Source organism: Amycolatopsis sp. NPDC021455, from assembly GCF_040640995.1.
GTDB lineage: Bacteria > Actinomycetota > Actinomycetes > Mycobacteriales > Pseudonocardiaceae > Amycolatopsis.
In genome coordinates this window covers 1-18,069 of record NZ_JBFACT010000112.1, presented here as the reverse complement: position 1 = coordinate 18,069, position 18,069 = coordinate 1, and the positions used below count along the sequence as shown (strand labels likewise).

The 18,069-nt window shown below is 71.2% G+C and carries 24 protein-coding genes; 12 read left to right on the top strand and 12 right to left on the bottom strand.

The genetic code is table 11. The features are described 5' to 3' along the window. Nucleotides 1–959 precede the first annotated feature (959 nt). Genes AB0G28_RS47300 through AB0G28_RS47290 form a run of 3 tightly spaced genes read left to right on the top strand, consistent with a single transcriptional unit; the run spans nt 960 to nt 2,804 of the window. Complete coding sequence (locus AB0G28_RS47300) at nt 960–1,673, top strand: ABC transporter ATP-binding protein (RefSeq protein WP_361105529.1); 714 nt, start codon at nt 960–962, stop codon at nt 1,671–1,673. Beyond that, complete coding sequence (locus AB0G28_RS47295; RefSeq protein WP_361105526.1) at nt 1,670–2,404, top strand: ABC transporter permease; 735 nt, start codon at nt 1,670–1,672, stop codon at nt 2,402–2,404. The genes AB0G28_RS47300 and AB0G28_RS47295 overlap by 4 nt, the downstream gene beginning before the upstream one ends. Nucleotides 2,405–2,417: 13 nt before the next feature. After that, nucleotides 2,418–2,804 carry a PPOX class F420-dependent oxidoreductase gene (locus AB0G28_RS47290; RefSeq protein WP_361105523.1) on the top strand — a complete coding sequence of 129 codons (387 nt, stop codon included), beginning with the start codon at nt 2,418–2,420 and terminating at the stop codon, nt 2,802–2,804. Here the strand turns inward: AB0G28_RS47290 and AB0G28_RS47285 are convergent. The 4 genes from AB0G28_RS47285 to AB0G28_RS47270 are packed head-to-tail and all read right to left on the bottom strand — an operon-like array spanning nt 2,788 to nt 4,786. Next, nucleotides 2,788–3,264: a GNAT family N-acetyltransferase gene (locus AB0G28_RS47285; protein WP_361105521.1), complete on the bottom strand. Its 477-nt coding sequence runs from the start codon at nt 3,262–3,264 to the stop codon at nt 2,788–2,790. The two genes, AB0G28_RS47290 and AB0G28_RS47285, sit on opposite strands and share 17 nt — an antisense overlap. Nucleotides 3,265–3,313: 49 nt before the next feature. Beyond that, complete coding sequence (locus AB0G28_RS47280; RefSeq protein ID WP_361105518.1) at nt 3,314–3,655, bottom strand: DUF1330 domain-containing protein; 342 nt, start codon at nt 3,653–3,655, stop codon at nt 3,314–3,316. A gap of 56 nt (nt 3,656–3,711) precedes the next feature. Further along, nucleotides 3,712–4,305: a TetR family transcriptional regulator gene (locus AB0G28_RS47275; RefSeq protein ID WP_361105515.1), complete on the bottom strand. Its 594-nt coding sequence runs from the start codon at nt 4,303–4,305 to the stop codon at nt 3,712–3,714. A gap of 28 nt (nt 4,306–4,333) precedes the next feature. Next, the gene (locus AB0G28_RS47270; protein WP_361105512.1) at nt 4,334–4,786 is read right to left on the bottom strand and encodes a MarR family transcriptional regulator; all 453 of its coding nucleotides are present in this window, start codon (nt 4,784–4,786) and stop codon (nt 4,334–4,336) included. Between the two features lie 73 nt (nt 4,787–4,859). On the opposite strand from AB0G28_RS47270, the gene AB0G28_RS47265 reads away from it, so the two are divergent. Further along, nucleotides 4,860–5,297 (top strand): SgcJ/EcaC family oxidoreductase, encoded by a 438-nt coding sequence (locus AB0G28_RS47265; RefSeq protein ID WP_361105510.1) that lies wholly within the window; start codon nt 4,860–4,862, stop codon nt 5,295–5,297. Nucleotides 5,298–5,305: 8 nt separating this feature from the next. Beyond that, entirely contained in the window at nt 5,306–6,010 is a 705-nt protein-coding gene (locus AB0G28_RS47260) for an SDR family NAD(P)-dependent oxidoreductase (protein WP_361105508.1), read from the top strand. Nucleotides 6,011–6,051: 41 nt separating this feature from the next. Here AB0G28_RS47260 and priA read toward each other — a convergent pair whose 3' ends face one another. Then, entirely contained in the window at nt 6,052–6,789 is a 738-nt protein-coding gene (priA, locus tag AB0G28_RS47255; RefSeq protein WP_361105505.1) for a bifunctional 1-(5-phosphoribosyl)-5-((5-phosphoribosylamino)methylideneamino)imidazole-4-carboxamide isomerase/phosphoribosylanthranilate isomerase PriA, read from the bottom strand. A 123-nt stretch (nt 6,790–6,912) separates the two neighbouring features. Between priA and AB0G28_RS47250 the strand changes: the two genes are divergently transcribed. Beyond that, the gene (locus tag AB0G28_RS47250; RefSeq protein ID WP_361105502.1) at nt 6,913–7,728 is read left to right on the top strand and encodes a hypothetical protein; all 816 of its coding nucleotides are present in this window, start codon (nt 6,913–6,915) and stop codon (nt 7,726–7,728) included. Here the strand turns inward: AB0G28_RS47250 and AB0G28_RS47245 are convergent. From AB0G28_RS47245 to AB0G28_RS47235, 3 genes are read right to left on the bottom strand one after another with little or no spacing between them, the layout of a single operon-like run. Further along, nucleotides 7,725–8,210 carry a hypothetical protein gene (locus AB0G28_RS47245; RefSeq protein ID WP_361105499.1) on the bottom strand — a complete coding sequence of 162 codons (486 nt, stop codon included), beginning with the start codon at nt 8,208–8,210 and terminating at the stop codon, nt 7,725–7,727. The two genes, AB0G28_RS47250 and AB0G28_RS47245, sit on opposite strands and share 4 nt — an antisense overlap. Next, nucleotides 8,211–8,834: an imidazole glycerol phosphate synthase subunit HisH gene (gene hisH / locus AB0G28_RS47240; protein WP_361105534.1), complete on the bottom strand. Its 624-nt coding sequence runs from the start codon at nt 8,832–8,834 to the stop codon at nt 8,211–8,213. It abuts the gene before it with no gap. A 32-nt stretch (nt 8,835–8,866) separates the two neighbouring features. Beyond that, entirely contained in the window at nt 8,867–9,721 is an 855-nt protein-coding gene (locus AB0G28_RS47235) for a hypothetical protein (protein ID WP_361105496.1), read from the bottom strand. A gap of 170 nt (nt 9,722–9,891) precedes the next feature. On the opposite strand from AB0G28_RS47235, the gene AB0G28_RS47230 reads away from it, so the two are divergent. From AB0G28_RS47230 to AB0G28_RS47220, 3 genes are read left to right on the top strand one after another with little or no spacing between them, the layout of a single operon-like run. After that, nucleotides 9,892–10,068, top strand: a complete 177-nt coding sequence (locus tag AB0G28_RS47230) for a hypothetical protein (RefSeq protein WP_167441698.1) — start codon at nt 9,892–9,894, stop codon at nt 10,066–10,068. 48 nt (nt 10,069–10,116) lie between these two features. Further along, nucleotides 10,117–11,289, top strand: coding sequence for an acyl-CoA dehydrogenase family protein (locus AB0G28_RS47225; RefSeq protein ID WP_361105493.1), 1,173 nt, complete (start codon nt 10,117–10,119; stop codon nt 11,287–11,289). A 37-nt stretch (nt 11,290–11,326) separates the two neighbouring features. Beyond that, a complete protein-coding gene (locus tag AB0G28_RS47220; protein WP_361105491.1) occupies nt 11,327–11,863 on the top strand; it encodes an NIPSNAP family protein in 537 nt (178 codons plus the stop codon). Here AB0G28_RS47220 and AB0G28_RS47215 read toward each other — a convergent pair. Genes AB0G28_RS47215 through AB0G28_RS47205 form a run of 3 tightly spaced genes read right to left on the bottom strand, consistent with a single transcriptional unit; the run spans nt 11,834 to nt 13,904 of the window. Next, nucleotides 11,834–12,277, bottom strand: a complete 444-nt coding sequence (locus AB0G28_RS47215) for an NUDIX hydrolase (RefSeq protein WP_361105488.1) — start codon at nt 12,275–12,277, stop codon at nt 11,834–11,836. The two genes, AB0G28_RS47220 and AB0G28_RS47215, sit on opposite strands and share 30 nt — an antisense overlap. Before the next feature lie 36 nt (nt 12,278–12,313). After that, a complete protein-coding gene (locus AB0G28_RS47210) occupies nt 12,314–13,204 on the bottom strand; it encodes a transketolase (RefSeq protein WP_361105532.1) in 891 nt (296 codons plus the stop codon). A gap of 7 nt (nt 13,205–13,211) precedes the next feature. Next, nucleotides 13,212–13,904 (bottom strand): thiamine pyrophosphate-dependent enzyme, encoded by a 693-nt coding sequence (locus AB0G28_RS47205; RefSeq protein WP_361105486.1) that lies wholly within the window; start codon nt 13,902–13,904, stop codon nt 13,212–13,214. A gap of 52 nt (nt 13,905–13,956) precedes the next feature. Here AB0G28_RS47205 and soxR point away from each other — a divergent pair, with 52 nt between their 5' ends. Both soxR and AB0G28_RS47195 read left to right on the top strand, forming a co-directional pair. Continuing rightward, a complete protein-coding gene (soxR, locus tag AB0G28_RS47200; protein ID WP_361105483.1) occupies nt 13,957–14,418 on the top strand; it encodes a redox-sensitive transcriptional activator SoxR in 462 nt (153 codons plus the stop codon). A 32-nt stretch (nt 14,419–14,450) separates the two neighbouring features. Further along, nucleotides 14,451–14,981, top strand: coding sequence for an RNA 2'-phosphotransferase (locus tag AB0G28_RS47195; RefSeq protein ID WP_361105481.1), 531 nt, complete (start codon nt 14,451–14,453; stop codon nt 14,979–14,981). Between the two features lie 51 nt (nt 14,982–15,032). Here the strand turns inward: AB0G28_RS47195 and AB0G28_RS47190 are convergent, their stop codons facing one another. After that, complete coding sequence (locus AB0G28_RS47190) at nt 15,033–15,620, bottom strand: TetR family transcriptional regulator (RefSeq protein ID WP_361105478.1); 588 nt, start codon at nt 15,618–15,620, stop codon at nt 15,033–15,035. A 207-nt stretch (nt 15,621–15,827) separates the two neighbouring features. Between AB0G28_RS47190 and AB0G28_RS47185 the strand changes: the two genes are divergently transcribed. Then, nucleotides 15,828–18,011, top strand: coding sequence for an MMPL family transporter (locus tag AB0G28_RS47185; protein WP_361105475.1), 2,184 nt, complete (start codon nt 15,828–15,830; stop codon nt 18,009–18,011). The last annotated feature ends 58 nt before the right edge of the window (nt 18,012–18,069 follow it).

Below are 18,069 nucleotides of genomic sequence, written 5' to 3'. Positions count from 1 at the left end.
CACGTGTCGGTTTAGGGTTTTACCGCGGTGTGCTCCTCCGAGGGGGGGGGCCGTGCCGGGTCAAGGCACGCTTTCCCGCCTTGACCCGGCACTACCGGCCGTAGTCACAATCGGGCTTCGGGGTGGTGGGCCACTGAACTGCTGACCAAGGCGACCTGGCGGAGCCCAAGCGCGCTGCGCCTCGCAGCGTGATCGGCGTGCCTTCCATCTCGCCCGGTAACGCCGAACCGCCTGCGTCCGGGCAACCGATCGAAACGCCGCCCCTACGCGGCCCCCCGCCCTCTTCGGCAGGGTTCCGGCAAAGTCGCTTTTAGGTGCCTCCCCCGTCGTGAACGGCAACGCTGAGGCATGACTGGCACACCGCCCAGACCTCCCCCGCCGCCCCGATACGAAGCCAGAACACGGCCGGCAGTGCCGGGTCAAGGCACGCTTTCCCGCCTTGACGCGGTGCTACCGGCCGTAGTCACAATCGGGCTTCGGGGTGGTGGGCCACCGCGCTGCGAGCGAAGGCGCAGTGCCGGAGAGCCCCGCCCCGAAACTCCCCCGCCCTCCCGGGGCAGGGTTCCGGCAAAGTCGATCGCTGCCGCGGTGCTCCGTGGCGGAAGTGGCACTGTGAGCCGCCGGCCAGGTGTCGCGAATGACTCATTCGGGACGTGCGAGGTCCCCAATGACTCATTCGCGACCTTCGACAGCGCGGCAAGCCCCGGCAACCAGCGTCGCAGCGGTCAAGGAGGGCGGGCCGGGGACTCGGGCAGACCTGCGCGCCCGGAATCCGGGCGCGACTTCGCCAGCCCCCGCCACTCCCAGGGGGGCGTCCCCGGGTCCAGTCTACCGGCGGCATCGGACGAAACCCGTGGCCGAGGCTGGTTGTCCCCAGACCGGCCGGGATGTGGACAACCGGTCCGGCCGGCGGCGGAAGCCCCTTGACCCGCCTTCTCGACGGGCGCAGAATTAAACGCATGACTAATTCAGCCCTGCGGGTCGCCGGCCTGCGGGTCCGGCGTGGTGGCCGGCCGGTGGTGCGGGACGTGAGCTTCGAGGTGCCGCGCGGCGCCGTCACCGGGCTGCTCGGCCCGAGCGGCTGCGGCAAGACCACGCTGATGCGGGCGGTCGTCGGCGTGCAGATCGTCGAGGGCGGCACCGTCACCGTGCTCGGCCTGCCCGCCGGCAGCCCGCCGCTGCGGCGCCGGATCGGGTACGCCACGCAGAATCCCGCGATCTACGCCGACCTGACCGTCCGGGAGGCGCTGCGGTACTTCGCGGCGGTGCTGCGCGCGCCGGCGTCCGATGTGGACAGAGTCATCGGTGAGGTGGGGCTGACCGACCACGCCGGGAAGCTCGTCGGCTCGCTCTCGGGCGGGCAGCACAGCCGCGCCAACCTCGCCGTCGCCCTGCTCGGCACGCCGGAGCTGCTCGTGCTCGACGAGCCGACCGTCGGGCTCGACCCCGTGCTGCGCGACGAGCTGTGGGCGCTGTTCCGCCGGCTCGCCGAGGGCGGCGCCACGCTGCTGGTGTCCAGCCACGTCATGGACGAAGCGGCGCGCTGCGACCGTCTCCTGCTCATGCGCGAAGGCGTCCTCCTCGCCGACGACGCGCCGGAAGTCCTCCGGCGGCGGACCGGCACGGCCGACCTCGAGCAGGCGTTCCTCCACCTCGTGAAGGCGGCGTCATGAACCCCACGCTGACCCTGGCCACCACCCGGCGCATCCTGACGCAGCTGCGGCACGACCCGCGCACCGTCGTGATGCTGGTGCTGGTGCCCACGCTGCTGATGATCCTGCTGCGGTACGTGTTCAACTCGACGCTGGTGTTCAGCCACGTCGCGCCCGCGCTGCTCGGCGTGTTCCCGTTCCTGATCATGTTCCTCATCGCCTCGATCACGACGTTGCGCGAGCGGACGACGGCGACGCTCGAACGCCTGATGACCCTCCCCATCGGACGGCTCGACCTGCTCTTCGGCTACGCGCTGGCGTTCGGCGCGATCGCCGTCGTCCAGGTCGCGGTCGCGGCGAGCGTCTCGCTGTGGTGGCTCGGCCTCGACCTGGCGGGCTCGGTGGTGATGCTGCTGGTGATCGCCCTGCTCGACGCGCTGCTCGGGATGGCGCTCGGGCTGTTCGTCAGCGCGTTCGCGCGCACCGAGTTCCAGGCCGTGCAGTTCATGCCGGTGTTCGTGCTGCCGCAGATCCTTCTGTGCGGGCTGTTCGTGCCGCGCGGCGACATGGGCTGGCTGCTGCGGTGGCTGTCGGACGTGATGCCGCTGTCGTACGCGGTCGAGGCATTGAACCGGGTGACGGCGTCGGCCACGATCGACGCGGTCATCCTGCGCGACCTGGTGGTCGTCGCCTGCTGCGCGCTGCTGGCGCTGATGCTCGGCGCGGCGACGCTGCGGCGGCGGACGCCGTGACTACCGTGGGCGCATGGCATCCGAAACGGACCGGCTCGCCGCCGAACGCTACGTCGTCCTGACCACGTTCCGCCGCGACGGGCGCGCCGTGCCGACCCCGATCTGGGTGGCGGGCGACGGCGGCGAGCTCGTGTTCTGGTCGGAGCGCAAGGCCGGGAAGGTCAAGCGCATCCGCAACAGCGGCCGGGTGGAGGTCCAGGCGTGCGACTTCCGCGGGCAGAAGACGCACGGCGCCGTCGTCACCGGGCAGGCCCGGCTGCTCGACACCGAAGCGACCGAACGGGTCCGGAAGGCGATCGCCCGCAAGTACGGCGTCGTCGGGCGCGTCACGATGTTCTTCTCGAAGCTGCGCGGCCCGGCGGACCGGACGGTCGGGATCGCGGTCAAACTGGACGGCTGAAGCTGCGGAAGCCGCGTCTCAGGTAGTTCGGCAGCGCGTTCGGGTGGTCGAACGACGACGTGTGCAGCCAGACGCGGCGCGTGCCGGGCAGCGTCCACGCGTCGGCGACGACGAGGGTAAGCGCGTACCCGCCGAGTCCTTTGCCGACGAACTCCGGCAGCAGGCCGAAGGTGGTGATCTCGACGTCGCCGCCGGGCTGCGGCTCGAAGTCGGCGGCGCCGGCGACCTCGCCGCGATACTCGACGAGCCGGTACCGCCGTCCCGGTTCGGCGAGCCAGCGTTCCCACTCTCCGTCGGTGCGCGCCACGCACGGCCACCGGTACGGCGACCCGATCCGGACGTGCAGGTCCTTGATCCGCGGCCCCGGTTCCGCGGCCCGCAGGGCGACGCCGTCGACGACGGGCGCGGGGTTGAGCTGATCGGCGGCGGTCATTTCGAGCTCGGTGACGATCTCCTCCACCCGCGGCAACCTACGACTCCCGCGCGCCGCTGTCAGCCGCTTTTCGGCGTCAAGCGGCGGCGCGCATCGCCGCGGCCATGGCGGCCGAATCGTGGTCCGGTCCGCAGCCTTCCACGATGATCAGGTCGCCCGGGATGTGATCGGCGCGCAACCGCAGGATCTCCCGGTACGCGGGCGAGTCGTACCACTCGTGTGCCGCGGCGAGGCTCGGGAACTCGATGAGCACCAGCGCGCCGGGCCAGTCGCCCTCCTTCACCCGCACCTGCGCGCCGTGCACGAGGAACTTGCCGCCGTACGGGTCGAGCGTCGCCTGGATGCGCTCCAGGTACCGGAACACCTCCTCCGGCAGCGTGGCGGGCGGGCGCAGGTGGGCGAGTCCGTAGGCGGTCATGGCGTTCCTTCCGTTGTCCTGGAAGGAATCCTGCCCCGCCGCCCGCACGGCGTCGATTACGCCGGAGGTAATGCCGGCTGCCCCGCCAGCAGCCGATCCACCAGGGCCGTGACCAGGTCACGCCGTTGGTCCTCGGTGAACAGATCGGGCAGCGTCAGCCGTTCCATGATCAGCCAGTTCAGCGCCAGCCACAGCAGGACCACCGTCGTGCCGTCGCCGGGCAGGCCGGACTTCTCGTGGTAGGCCACATTGAACTCGACGTCCGCCCGGATGCGGCGGGTCAGCACCTCACGCAGCTCCGGCCGGCGCGTGGCTTCCAGCCGCAGTTCCAGCAGGGCCAGGAAACCCGTCGGGAACGCGGCCACGCGATCGACGAGCTCGTGCATCAGCTCGGTGACGCGGGCCCGGTCGCGCGCCCCCTCCAGGCCGCCCGCGAGGACCGCGTCGTCGACCAGCCGCTCGTAGACCCGCTCCCCCGCGTGCCGCAGGATTTCGTCGCGGCTGGCGAAGTAGTTGGAGGCCGTGCCGACCGGCACCCCGGCCCGCTGGTCGACCGCGCGGAAGGTGAGCCCCCGCGCGCCCTCGTCGGCCAGGACCTCGATCGAGGCGTCGAGCAGCGCCGCGCGCCGCTCGGGGTTGCGTCGGACCATAGGGCGCAAAGTACTACACCTGGAGTTGCTAACGGCCCCGCGTCGCCTTGCGGATTTCCTCCGAGGCCGCCCGGTAGGCCGGTGCGGCGCGGGCGAAGTAGTCGAACAGCACCTCCTGCTGCTCCGGCGAATACGAGCCGATGACCTCGGCGATGCGGCCGCGGGCCGGGCCGACGATCGCTTCGACGCCGGCGAGCGCGTCCGGCACCGGTTCGACCAGCACCTTGCGCCGGTCGGCCGGGTCGGCGGCGCGGCGGACGTAGCCGGCGCGCTCGAGCCGGTCGATCAGCCGGGTCGTCGCGCCGGTCGTGAGCCCGGTGCGCGCGGACAGCTCGCCCGACGTCAACGCGCCTTCGAGGTCGAGCAGGCTGAGCGCGTACCACTCGGTCGCGTGCAGCCCGGCCGCCTCGGCGCCGGCCAGGCCGTGCAGGCCCACCGCGTCCAGGTACCGCCGGAAAACGACATGCCGTTCCCTTGCCACCCGGTCCTCCTTCTGGCTAATATCTGCATGTGTGCAGATATTGCACACGAGAAGCCAAGTATAGGAGACGACCATGATGACCACCGACCGGACGACCGTCACCGCCGTTCTCGACTCGCTCGCCGACGCCTGGGACCGCGGGGACGCCGACGCCTACGGCGCGCACTTCACCGAAGACGCCACGTACGTGACCTTCGTCGGCACGCGCTACGTCGGCCGCGAAGACATCGCCGGTAGTCACCGCGTCCTGTTCGAGAAGTTCCTCAAGGGCACCAAGCTCGCGCACGAGGTCCTGGACGTACGGTTCCTCGGCGCGGACGTCGCGGTCGTGAGCACCAGCGGCGACACGTACAAGGGCGCACGGCCGGGCAAGCTGTCCAAGGTGCAGACGTACACGCTGGTCCGCGACGGCGGACGCTGGCTCGTCGCCGCGTTCCACAACACCCGGCGCAAGCCGCTGATGGAGCGGATCTCGTTCGCGTTCGCCCCGGAAACGAAGCCGAAGCAGTGAAGGCGCTGGTGACGGGAGCGAGCGCGGGCATCGGCCGGGCGCTCGCGACGACGCTGGCCGCGGCGGGCTACTCGGTGACCGCCGTGGCCCGCCGCGAAGACCGGCTCGCGGACCTCATGACGGCCCTCGGCCCCGGCCACGACTCCCTGGTCGCGGACCTGGCCACGCCCGAAGGCCTGCGAGCCACCGCCGACCGGCTGTCCGGCGGCGCGTACACGCTGCTGGTGAACAACGCGGGCACGGCGTTGCACGGCGGCTTCGCCGAGACGCCGCCGGCGGACTCGCTCGCCGTGGTGGATCTCAACTGCCGCGCGGTGGTGACGCTGGCCCACGCGTTCCTCGCCGGAGCCCGGCCGGGGTCGGCGCTGGTCAACGTGTCCTCGACGCTGGGGTTCACGCCCAAGCCCGGGCTCGGCGTCTACAGCGCGACGAAGGCGTTCGTGACGTCCCTTTCGGAAACCCTGTGGCACGAACAGAAAGCCCGCGGCGTGCACGTGCTGGCGCTGTGCCCGGGCGTGACCGCGACCGAGTCGCAGCAGGCCGAAGACGTCCCGTCCTGGCTGGTGCAGACGCCGGAGGAAGTCGCGGCCCGCGCGCTCCGCGCCGTGCGGGACCGCGAGGGCCCGACCGTCGTCTCCGGACGGCGGAACGCCGTGCTCACCGCGGTCACCGGCCTGCTGCCGCGGCGGACCGCGGTGTCCCTGCTCGGCTAGACAGCGTTGTCCGGGGCTCCGCCACCCGGACCCCCGAAGGACTAGACCTTCGCGACCGCGGCGAGGGCCTCGGGCAGCGTGAACGCGCCGGCGTAGAGGGCCTTGCCGACGATGGACCCCTCGACACCGTCGGCGGCCAGGCCGGCCAGCGCGACGAGGTCGTCCACACTGGACACCCCGCCGGAGGCGATCACCGGTGCGTCGGTGCGGGCCACGACGTCCCGCAGCAGGTCGAGGTTCGGGCCGCGCAGCGTGCCGTCCTTGCTGACGTCGGTGACGACGTAGCGGGACGCGCCGTCGCGGTCCAGGCGCTCGAGGACCTCCCACAGGTCGCCGCCGTCGGAGGTCCAGCCGCGGGCCGAAAGCCGGTGGCCGGCCTCGGTGATGCGGACGTCGAGGCCGATCGCGACGCGGTCGCCGTACTCGCCGATCACGCGCGCGGTCCACTCCGGGTCCTCGAGCGCGGCGGTGCCGAGGTTGACGCGGCGGGCACCGGTGGCCAGCGCGGCCCGCAGCGACGCGTCGTCGCGGATGCCGCCCGACAGCTCGACCTGGACGTCGAGCTTGCCGACGACCTCGGCGAGCAGCTCCCGGTTGCTGCCCTTGCCGAAGGCGGCGTCGAGGTCCACCAGGTGGATCCACTCGGCGCCGTCGCGCTGCCACGCGAACGCGGCCTCCAGCGGGCTGCCATAGGAGGTCTCGGTGCCGGCCTCGCCCTGGACGAGTCGCACGGCCTGGCCATCGGCCACATCAACGGCGGGAAGCAGCGTGAAAGTCACGCCGCCAACTCTAGGGCCGAGACCCGGATCACCCGGTCGGCGGGTCGGCGACCGACCGGTTCGGCCGATGCCGGGGCACCTCCTCCGGCAATACCCTCTTCCCGGGCGAAAAAGGGGGTTGCCGTGGCGGCGGAGGACGGCACAACCGGGTACTCGTTCTCCGAACGGCTTCCGTTCTACGTCGTCGTCCAGCTGGTGAGCGTCCTGCTGCCGGGCGCCGGCGTGCTCGCCGAAGTGACCGTGCTGGGCGTCCACTACGCCCGGCACCCGGGGACGGATCTCGGCTTCCTCGTCGACGCGCTGTCCGGCATCCGCGGCGCGGGCATCGTGCTGTTCGCCGCGGTGGGCGTTTCGGGCGCGTTCGTGCTCGGCTACCTGTCCCGCGAGCTGGCGTTCGTGGCGATCGGCAGGCTCGAAGGACTCGACCGGTGGTGGGCCGCCCGCCGCGGCCGCACGGAGGACCCGGCCTGGCAGCGGGTGCGATCGCTGGTCGGGAAAGAGGCGGCCGCGGAACTCGTCGAGCTGCATCCCGTGCTCGAACTCCTCAGCGGTGACCGGAAGCCCCTGGCAGCCCGGCACCCCGGCGCCGGCGGCGGGCACCGCGCCGATGCCACTTTCGAGGTGCTCGCGTACAGCAAGCTGTGGCTGCGCGGCCGGTCGTCGGCGTTCCGGCTCGACTTCCTCGAGCTGGAGATCAACGTCCTGGCCGGCCTGCTCGTCCCGGTCCTGCTCTTCGCGCTCGACGTGCTGGTCGTCGGGGACGAACAGCTCGCGATCCGGATCTCCGCGCTGCCGGTGGGCGTGCTGATCTGCGGGGCCGTGCTGAGGTCGATCCGCCGGCTCCGGCGCACCGAGCGCTGGGAGGCGCTGCGGAACCTCGCCTTCGAGGCCGCGGTCCGGCGGGCGGAAACGAAGCTGACAGCCGGCGAGACCGGCTAACCGGCCGCGTGGCGCAGATCGGGCAGCATCGCCTCGTCCAGCGGTCCGTGGACGGTGAACAGGAGCAGCCGCACGTCCCCGCCGGTCCGGTGGGCCGCGACCGCCCGATGCGTGCCGTCCAGCAGCAGGAACCCGCCGTCACCGAGGGCGTAGCCGGGCAGCGGCAGCTGGACGGGCCCGGCCTCCGCGCGGAAGCGGGCCTCGAATTCGGCGATCCGCGCGGCCCGTCCGGCCGGCCAGGAGCTTTCGGTGAGGCCGGTCTCGCGGACCCGCAACGGCCTGGCGTCGACGTCGCGGAATTCGCGGTTCCGGTCGTCCGGCCCGGCGTACCAGACGGTCCGCAGGTCGCCGAGCAGCGCGCGCGAGCGGCCGGCGGAGACCTCGACCCGGCACTCCGCGGCCAGCCTCGCCCAGTTCAGCTTGGCGCGGATGCCGCCGTCGCCGAAGAACCGGACGAAGTCGTCAACCGGGATCTCGGGCACTCAGCTCGCCACGAAGTCCAGCCAGTTGCGCAGCAGGTGCGCCCCGGCGTCGCCGGACTTCTCCGGGTGGAACTGGGTGGCCCAGAGCGGCCCGTTCTCCACCGCGGCGACGAAGTCCTCGCCGTGGTGGGCCCAGGTGACCTTCGGCTCCTGGCCGGCCAGGCCGTCGAGCTCCCACTTGCGCGCGGCGTAGGAGTGCACGAAGTAGAACCGCTCGTCCGGGTCGAGGCCGGCGAACAGCCGCGAGTCCCCGGGCGCGCGGACGGTGTTCCAGCCCATGTGCGGCAGGACGTCGGCGTGCAGCCGGTCGACGACGCCGGGCCACTCCCCCGTGCCGTCGGTCTCCTCGCCGTGCTCGACGCCGCGGGAGAAGAGGATCTGCATGCCGACGCAGATGCCGAGCACCGGACGGCCGCCGGCGAGGCGCTTGCCGATGATCCGGTGGCCCTTCACCTCCAGCAGCCCCGCCATGCACGCGGAGTACGCGCCGACCCCGGGCACGACCAGGCCGTCGGCTTCGATCGCGGCATGCGGGTCGGCGGTGACCTCGACTTCGGCCCCGGCACGCGCCACGGCGCGTTCGGCGGAGCGGAGGTTGCCGGAACCGTAGTCGAGGATCACCACACGAGACACGCCACCCAGCGTAGCCGGAGGGCTCAGCGGCGCTCGAACGAATAGACGTCCGTCACCGTGTTGCACGGCGACGGCGGCACGACCTCGACCCGCAGCACGCCGGCGTCGTAGTCGACGCCTTCCGGGGTGAACGTGCCGGTGCAGGTGCTCACCAGCGGGACCTGGCCGATTTCGCGCACCTTCGCGGTGACGTCACGGCCGGTCAGCGGGCGGGCGAGATCGATCTGCAGCAGCTGCAGGTTCGTCGGGTACAGGTCGTTGTAGGGGTCGCTGGTCGCGCAGATCAGGCGCGTCGCGCCGACGAAGTCGCAGCCCTGGGCGCTGCGGATGTGGTGGTCGAGGTGGATGCGGGCGGCGACGGGCAGGTCGCCGGCCGCCTTCGGGCCGCGCGGGTTGAGGAACGGCGCCGGGGAGACGTAGAGGCGGTCGATCTCGCCGAGCGGGCCGGAGACCAGCCACTGGCCGTCCGGGGTGACGGCAACCTGGGCGTTGGCGTTGGCCGCGGGTTCGTCGGGCTGCAGTGGGTGGACGAACTCCGTCGTCGTCCCGTCGGGCCGGGTGACCAGGTACATCTTCGTGGCCGGCGCCGGGGTGCGGGTGTCCTGGTAGACGTCGAAGAGGTAGCCGCGCAGCGAGTCCGGGTCGCCGACGTGGCCCCAGCCCTCGTCCTTGAGCGGCTGGGGGATGGTGGCGCCGTTGCGGTAGACGAGCTCGGGGGCGTGGCCGGGCAGCCGGAGCGTGGTGAGGCCTTCGCCGCTGATCCGGTTCTCCACGGTGGTGTGCCCGGTCTGCCGCCAGCCCGCTTCGTGCGCCGTGGCGACGCCGGTCGCGGCGAGCAGGGTGGCGGTGGTGAGAGCGAGCAGACTGGCCGCGCGCATGAGGGCTCCTCGGAAGTAGAGGCCTTGGCGGCGGCCACGCGATTCTGCCACGCGGGGCGGATCGGCCGGAAGAATCTTGGAGAAGGTTGTTTGGGCGTTCCGCTCGCTGGGTATCAAGTCACCCGATCGTGTGTCTTCAGCGCGCACGAGCGGACGCCAGGGAGGCGAAGATGGCCGAGGACGATCTGCTGTCCCAGATGCTGCACGCCTGGCGCGAAGACATCGAAAGCGTGCCGTTTCCGCAGTTCAGCGAGCTGCTCATCCCGCGCCAGCAGACCCGGCCGCGGTGCACGCCGAGCGCTTCTGCCGCCCGCGTGACGAACGCCACGCGGAGAACAGACGCCTGACTGTGGTTTCCTGCGGGGACCGCATCGCCGCGTCCCCCGGGAGCCCTCATGAGTCGCACCCCTGACCCGCACGACTTTCTCGACCTCGACGCCGGGCTCGCCGAGGAGGAACGCGCCATCCGCGACGCCGTCCGCGCGTACGCGAAGGACCACCTGCTGGACCACGTCGCCGACTGGTACGAAACGGGCGCGCTGCCCGCCGCGGAGCTGGCGAAGGGCTTCGGCTCGCTCGGCCTGCTCGGCATGCACCTGGAGGGCTACGGCTGCGCCGGCACCAGCGCGGTCGCGTACGGCATCGCGTGCCGCGAGCTCGAGGCCGTCGACTCGGGGCTGCGGAGCTTCGTCTCGGTGCAGGGTTCGCTGGCGATGTACGCGATCCACAAGTGGGGCAGCGAGGAGCACCGGCAGGAGTGGCTGCCGCGGATGGCCACCGGCGACGCGCTGGGCTGCTTCGGCCTGACCGAGCCGGACGCGGGCAGCGACCCGGGCTCGATGCGGACGCGCGCGGTGCGCGACGGCTCCGACTGGGTGCTTTCGGGCACGAAGATGTGGATCACCAACGGGACCGTCGCCGACGTCGCGGTCGTCTGGGCGCAGACCGACGACGGGATCCGCGGGTTCGTCGTCCCGACGTCGACGCCCGGGTTCACCGCGAACGAGGTCAAGCACAAGCTCTCGCTGCGGGCGTCGCTGACCGCGGAACTGGTGCTGGACGGCGTCCGGCTGCCGGCCTCGGCGGCGTTCCCCGAGGTCCGCGGGCTGCGCGGACCGCTGTCCTGCCTGAACGAAGCCCGCTACGGGATCCTGTTCGGCGTCGTCGGCGCGGCGCGCGCGTGCTACGAAGCCGCGTTGGAGTACACGCTTTCGCGTTCTCAGTTCGGCAAGCCGCTGGCCGGGTTCCAGCTGACCCAGCGCAAGCTGGCCGACCTGGTCGTCGAGGTCAACCGCGCCGGGCTGGTGGCGCTGCAGATCGGGCGGCTGAAGGACGCCGGCGACCTGCACCACAACCACGTCAGCTTCGGGAAGATGGCGAACGTGCGCTCGGCGCTGGAGGTGGCGCGAACGGCCCGTTCGATGCTCGGCGCCAACGGGATTTCGCTGGAGTACCCGGTGATGCGGCACATGGCGAACCTGGAGACGGTGCTGACCTACGAAGGCACCGAGGAGATGCACGCGCTGTCGCTCGGGCAGGCCGTCACGGGGCTGGCCGCGTTCCGCTGATCGTTTTTTGTCGGTGGTGGCCGGTAGCTTCCGGGGCATGACGTTCACCGACTTCGAAACCGTGGTGGAACTGCGGCGCTACACACTGCACCCCGGCCGGCGCGACGAGCTGATCGAGCTGTTCGAGCGCGAGTTCGTCGAACCGCAAGAGGCCGCGGGCGCGCACCTGTTCGGGCTGTTCCGGTCCCGGGCGGCGCCGGACGAGTTCGTCTGGCTGCGGGGTTTCCGCTCGATGGAGGCCCGCAAGGCGGCACTGGAGGAGTTCTACACCGGCCCGGTGTGGAAGGAACACCGCGACGCGGCGAACGCGACGATGATCGACTCCGACAACGTCCTGCTGCTGCGCCCGGTCCGGCGCGGGCTCGCTTCGCCACCTTCGGGCGAGGGCGTGCACGTAACGGTTTCTTCGGTCTCACCCCCACCGGATTCGGCGTTCGCGGCGTTCGAGACCGAGCCGTCCCCGAACAACTTCCCGCGGCTGCCGGTCCGGACGGACGGCCCGTTTTCGGTGTGGTTCAGCCGTGAGCCGGGCGGGGAGGAGCTCTCACCGACTTCCCGGTCCCCGCTCCGGTGAGAGGAGCCCGATGAGCCCCTCGGGATAAAGGATCTTGCTCCCGTCGCGGAAGCCGGCCACGTCGATCCAGTAGGCGGTGGCGGGCTCGTCGATGATCTTCATTTCGTCGCGCTCGTAGAAGCTCGGGTCGACGAAGGCGGCTTCGTACAGAAAGGCGATCTCGTGACCGGCAGTACCCCGCCAGGTGAAGACGTTCTCAAGCACGCCGAGCCGTTTGCCCACTTCGATCTCGGCGCCGAGTTCTTCGCCGAACTCACGCTTGAGCGCGTCCTTGCTGCTCTCGCCGAACTCGACCCCACCCCCGAGCGGCCGGTAGTAGGTCTCGCCCTTGACGTCGTCGCGCCCTTCGAAGACGAGCAGCGCGTCGCCGCGCCGGATGACCGCCAACGCGAGCGGCCTGATCGTGAGCCCCATGGGCGCAACGCTATCGGGCTTTCGCGGCGCCGCCCCTCACTCCCCCAGGAACTCCCTGATCGACAAGCCCAGCGAACCCGCGTCCAGCCCGTGCGCCAGGTCGTGGTCCGCGATCTCGCCGTAGGTCCGCACCTCGGTGTCGCGCAGCACTCCCAGCGACTTCAGCCGGTGCGGCACGTCCGAAAGCGCCTCGCCGACCCAGAACGCCGAAGTCCCGGCGAGATACGGCTCCACGAGCACGACGTCGGCGGCAGCCGAGAGCACCGCCGACCGCAGGCCGGCCGCGTCGAACGGGCGGATCGTCGACGCGTACAGCACCGTGACGTCCAGGCTCGCCGTCGCCCGCAGCACGCGGTCCAGCACCGGGCCGACGGCCACCACCACTCCGCGCGAGCCCTGCCGCAGCCGCGTGAAGCCGACCCCCAGGTGCGGGGAAGCGTTCTCCTGCGCGGACAGGCGCAGGTAAACCCGCCCGTCGCCGGGGATCGACTCCAGCAGCAGCCGCCGCGCCTCCTCCGGGTGGCCCGGCACGTGCACCGTCCAGCCCGGCAGCGAATCGATCAGCGCGACGTCGCCCGGGGACTGGTGCGTGCGGCCCGCCGTCGCCATGTCGTAGGACGCGCCCCACGAGACCAGGACGCCACCCACCTCCTGGTGGGAAAAGTCGAGCTTGATCTGCTCGAAGGCCCGCTCGACCAGGAACGGCGGGAAAGTGTGCACGATCGGCCGCAGGCCCGCGAGCGCCAGCCCGGCGCCCGTGCTGACCAGCAGCTGCTCGCGGATCCCGACGTTGATCACGCGGTCCGGGTGCCGCCGGGCGACCCCGGCCAGCTGTGCGGCGGAGATGTCGGCCAGCACGACGGCGACGTCCGGATCGGCGTCGATGATCTTTTCGGTGGTGGCGAGGAACGTTTCCCGCATCGGCAGCACGGTTTCAGCCCTTCGGTTCGACGACGGCGACCACGGCCAGCGGCCGGCCGGGATGGGCGGTGGTGAAGGCGTCGTACAGCTCGCCGTGGTCGCGGCCCGACACCGTGCGCGTCTCCCAGCCTTCGACGGCGAAGCGGCGGGCGATCCCGCCCGGCCAGCCGCGCGTCGAGGACTGGTTGTCGACCACCACCGTGGTCAGGTTTTCGAGACCGGCGCGTGCCGCGACGACGATCGCCTCGTGGTTCGAGCCTTCGTCCAGCTCGGCGTCGCCGACGAGCGTCACGACCTTGGCTTCCGTCAGGCCGCGGGCCCGCAGGCCCACCGCGGTGCCGAACGCGATCGGCAGGCCGTGGCCGAGGGAGCCGCTGGAGATCTCGACGCCGGGGATCCGCCGCCGGTCCGGGTGATAGCCGAGCCGGGACACCGGGTCGGACCACGTCGGCAGCTCGGCTTCGGAGATGAAGCCCTTCACGGTGAGCACGGCGTAGTACGCCATCGGACCGTGCCCTTTGGACAGCAGGAAGCGGTCACGGCCGGGTTCGCGGAAGTTTTCGGGCGTGATGTCGAGCACCCGGTCGTAGAGCACCCACAGAACGTCCAAAGTGGACTCGGCGGCGGCGCTGTGCTTTTCGTCGCCGGTCATCAGCGAAATCAGCCGCGGCAGGTCCGCGTAGCCGGGTTCGATCGCAGTGGTCATGACACGACGATGCAACCTCGACCAAACTCGAAGTCAAGGATAGGCTGACCTGGTGACCAGGCTCGCTGAACATCTCAGCATCGGACAGGTGGCGGAACGCAGCGGGGTTCCGCACACGGCACTGCGGTTCTACGAGGAGAAGGGGCTGATCAGCTCGGAGCGGTCGGCGGGCAACCAGCGCCGCTACTCCCGCTCGGTGCTGCGCCGGATCGCGTTCATCCGCGCCGCGCAACGGGTCGGCCTTTCGCTCGAAGACATCAGTTCGGCGCTGGCGACGCTGCCGGTGGACCACGCCCCGACGAAAGCGGACTGGGCACGCCTGTCCCGCGACTGGCAGCACGAGCTCGACGCGCGGATCGACGCCCTGCAGCGCCTCCGCGACCGGCTCACCGGCTGCGTCGGCTGCGGCTGCCTTTCGCTGCGCAGCTGCGCGCTCTACAACAACGACGACGAGCTCGCCCGCTTCGGGCCGGGCGCGAGCAAACTGCGTCCCGCGGTCGAAGGCGGCATTTAACCGGTTGCGCGCGGCGGGATGCTGGGGAGGCAATGAACGAAAAGGAATTGATCCGCATCTCGAAGCGAATGGCGCGGCACCTGCGCCACGATCCCGCCGCACTCGGCCTCACCCTCGCCCCCGGCGGCTGGGTTCCCGTCGACGCGCTGGTGCGCGCACTCTCGATCAGCCGCGAGGAGCTCGACGAAGTCGTCGAAAAGAACAACAAGCGCCGTTTCGCGTTCGACGAAACGGGCACGCGCATCCGCGCGAGCCAGGGCCACAGCGTCACGGTCGACCTCGGCCTGCCGGACGCGACCCCGCCGGACTTCCTCTACCACGGCACGGTGGCGAAGTTCCTCGACGCGATCTTCCGCGAAGGCCTGCGCCCGATGAACCGCCACGCGGTCCACCTCTCGGCCACGACGGAGACGGCCAGAACCGTCGGAGCCCGCCGCGGCAAACCGGTCATCCTGCGCGTCGACGCCGCCGCCATGGCCGCCGCCGGCCACAAATTCCAGGTGACGGCAAACGAAGTCTGGCTGACCCCCACCGTCCCCCCGCCATACCTCTCCCTCAGCTGACCCGCGTGTCGCCCCCTCAATCACGTGTGATTGGAGGGGCATCACTCGTGATCAGAGGGTCGACACGGGGGTTCGGCGGCGGGGGCGGCCCAGCAGGCGGCGGCCGACGTCGAGGAGTTCTGTGCGGAGCTCGTCGTCGCCGAGGCCGGCCAGGTCCGGGGAGCCGCCGGCCATTGCGATGCCTGTCACGGCCACCAGCGCGTTGACGCGGGCCGTCGTGTCCGGGTCGGGGCCGGACAGGATGCCGAGCAGCGCGCGGCCGAAACCTTCCATGCCGCCGTGCGCGGACTTCTCGATCGCGCGGGCGATGCCCGGGTCGCTTGAAAACAACGCCACCAGCGCGCGGTGGCGGATCACCAGGTCGACGAACCCCTCGAGCAGCAGGTCGACCTGCGCGCCGCGCCGCTTCTGCGCCGCCGCCCGGCGTACCAGGTCGTCCAGGTCGCGGACGCCCGGCTCGGCCACCGCCTCGGTGATCTCCGCCTTCGTCTTGAAGTGGTAGTACACAGCCGCCTTGGTGATGCCCAGCGCGTCGGCGATCATCTGCAGCGACGTGCCCTCGACCCCGTGTTCGGTGAACAGGCGCAGCGCGGTCTGCAGCAGTCGGGTCCGGGTGTCCTCGGCCGGGCCGGCGGTCATTCTTCCTCCTCATCGAGCCGTCGGAGCCTACGTCACGGCTTGTCGATCGGCAAACCGACTTACTAGCCGATCGACAAGGACCAGACCTTGCTGTTCGGCAAGTCACATACTTGCCGATCGGCTTGGAGTCTCCCTTGCCGATCGGCTAGCTTAGGAAGAGACCCTATGGAGTGAACCGAACCCGTTCGGGCGAAACGGAGCTGACTCGTGGCGACCTTCCTGTACCGGCTCGGCCGGTTTTCCTTCCGGCGGAGAGCGCTGGTCGCGGCCGTCTGGGCGGCCGTCCTGGTGGCGCTCGGGCTGGGCGCGCTGACGCTGTCGGGCCAGCTGTCGAACTCGGTGACGATCCCCGGCACCGAGTCGCAGCGGGCGATCGACCAGCTGACCGAGAAGTTTCCGCAGGCCAACGCCGGTGGCGCCACCGCGCGCGTGGCGATCGAGGCCCCGGCCGGAACCACGGTGACCGACGCCAAGGGCAAGGCCGCCGTCGAAGCCCTCGTCGGGCAGCTGAAGACGGCACCCAAGGTCGCCGCCGTGGTGGACCCGTTCCAGGCGCAGTCGATCTCACCCGATCGGCGCGTCGCGCTCGCCCAGGTCAGTTACGGAGCGAAGGCGTACGAGCTCACCGACGAAGACCGCCAGGCACTGCTCGACACCGCGAACGCCGGCCGCGCGGCCGGGTTCACCATCGAGTTCGGCGGTGACGCCGTGCAGGGCGTGCCCGCGACCGGTGCCACCGAGGGCCTGGGTGTCGCGGTCGCCGCCGTCGTGCTGATCATCACCTTCGGTTCGCTGCTCGCGGCCGGGATCCCGCTGCTCACCGCGCTGATCGGCGTCGGCACCGGGATGGCGGGCATCTTCCTCGCCTCCGGGTTCCTCGAGCTGAACTCGAACACGCCGGTCCTGGCGCTGATGATCGGCCTGGCCGTCGGCATCGACTACGCGCTGTTCATCGTGTCGCGCTACCGCCACGAGCTGGGCATCGGCCGCGACCCCGAAGAAGCCGCCGGCCGCGCCGCAGGCACCGCCGGGTCCGCCGTGATCTTCGCCGGGCTGACCGTCATCATCGCCTTGGCCGGGCTCACCGTGATCGGCATCCCGTTCCTCGGCCAGATGGGCGTCGCCGCGGCCGTCACCGTCGCGGTCGCCGTGCTCATCGCCCTGACGCTGCTGCCCGCGATCCTCGGCTTCGCCGGCGCCCGCGTCGCCGGCGGCCGCATCCGGCTGCGCCGCAAGCCAGTCGAAACGACGCACGGCGAACGCTGGGCGCGGTTCGTCGGCCGCCACCGCATCCCCGTGCTGCTGGTGGCGCTGGCCGGGATGGCCGTCGTCGCGCTGCCCGCGCTGAGCATGCAGCTCGGCCTGCCCAACGACAGCACCGCCGCGCCGGAGTCGACGCAGCGCAAGGCGTACGACATCGTCAGCCACAGCTTCGGCGAGGGGGCGAACGGGCCGCTGCTGGTCGTCGTCGACCTCGGCGCGAGCGCCGACCGCCAGGCCGCGCTCGGCCAGGCCGCGGCCGGCATCCAGAAGCTGCCCGACGTCGCCGCCGTCACGCCGCCGCGGGTCAACCAAGCGGGTGACACGGCGTTGCTCACGGTGATCCCGAAGAGCGGGCCGAGCAGCACGCAGACCGAAGACCTGGTGGCGGCGATCCGCGCCGAATCCGGCTCGCTGGACGCGAAGCTGTCCGTCACCGGCCAGACCGCGGCGAACATCGACGTCTCCGAGAAGCTGTCGGACGCGATGCTGCCCTACCTGGCGCTGATCGTCGGGCTGGCGTTCGTGCTGCTGATGCTCGTGTTCCGCTCGGTGGTGGTGCCGCTGAAGGCGACGATCGGGTTCCTCGGCTCGGTCGCGGCGACGTTCGGCGCGGTGGTCGCGGTGTTCCAGTGGGGCTGGCTCACGGACCTGCTGGGTGTCGAGTCGACCGGGCCGATCATGAGCATGCTGCCGATCCTGCTGATCGGCGTGCTGTTCGGGCTGGCGATGGACTACCAGGTGTTCCTGGTGACGCGGATGCGCGAGGAGCACGTGCACGGCGCCGAGCCGCAGGAGGCGATGGTCACCGGCTTCCAGCACGGGGCGCGCGTGGTCGTCGCGGCGGCGCTGATCATGATCAGCGTGTTCGCCGGGTTCGTGCTCGCGGAGTCGTCGCTGATCCAGTCGATCGGGTTCGCGCTGGCGTTCGGCGTGCTGGTGGACGCGTTCGTGGTCCGCATGACGCTGGTGCCGGCGGTGATGTCGCTGCTCGGCCGCGGCGCGTGGTGGCTGCCGAAGTGGCTCGACCGCATCCTGCCGGACGTCGACGTGGAGGGCGAGAAGCTGACGAAGCAGCTCGACGCCGCGCCCGATGACGACGAGCGTGAACTGGTCGGCGCCGCCCGCTGACCGAAGTCCGTGAAGGCCTCCTTACCGGCCATAAGAGCCGGTAAGGAGGCCTTCACGG

Coding starts and splice junctions, on each gene's coding strand:
- AB0G28_RS47290 (WP_361105523.1), top strand. CDS start 2,418: ATGGCATCCGAAACGGACCGGCTCGCCGCCGAACGCTACGTCGTCCTG.
- AB0G28_RS47190 (WP_361105478.1), bottom strand. CDS start 15,620: ATGACCGCCGGCCCGGCCGAGGACACCCGGACCCGACTGCTGCAGACC.
- AB0G28_RS47300 (WP_361105529.1), top strand. CDS start 960: ATGACTAATTCAGCCCTGCGGGTCGCCGGCCTGCGGGTCCGGCGTGGT.
- AB0G28_RS47280 (WP_361105518.1), bottom strand. CDS start 3,655: ATGACCGCCTACGGACTCGCCCACCTGCGCCCGCCCGCCACGCTGCCG.
- AB0G28_RS47205 (WP_361105486.1), bottom strand. CDS start 13,904: ATGACCACTGCGATCGAACCCGGCTACGCGGACCTGCCGCGGCTGATT.
- AB0G28_RS47235 (WP_361105496.1), bottom strand. CDS start 9,721: ATGCGCGCGGCCAGTCTGCTCGCTCTCACCACCGCCACCCTGCTCGCC.
- AB0G28_RS47195 (WP_361105481.1), top strand. CDS start 14,451: ATGAACGAAAAGGAATTGATCCGCATCTCGAAGCGAATGGCGCGGCAC.
- AB0G28_RS47230 (WP_167441698.1), top strand. CDS start 9,892: ATGGCCGAGGACGATCTGCTGTCCCAGATGCTGCACGCCTGGCGCGAA.
- AB0G28_RS47220 (WP_361105491.1), top strand. CDS start 11,327: ATGACGTTCACCGACTTCGAAACCGTGGTGGAACTGCGGCGCTACACA.
- AB0G28_RS47225 (WP_361105493.1), top strand. CDS start 10,117: ATGAGTCGCACCCCTGACCCGCACGACTTTCTCGACCTCGACGCCGGG.
- AB0G28_RS47265 (WP_361105510.1), top strand. CDS start 4,860: ATGATGACCACCGACCGGACGACCGTCACCGCCGTTCTCGACTCGCTC.
- AB0G28_RS47275 (WP_361105515.1), bottom strand. CDS start 4,305: ATGGTCCGACGCAACCCCGAGCGGCGCGCGGCGCTGCTCGACGCCTCG.
- AB0G28_RS47295 (WP_361105526.1), top strand. CDS start 1,670: ATGAACCCCACGCTGACCCTGGCCACCACCCGGCGCATCCTGACGCAG.
- AB0G28_RS47215 (WP_361105488.1), bottom strand. CDS start 12,277: ATGGGGCTCACGATCAGGCCGCTCGCGTTGGCGGTCATCCGGCGCGGC.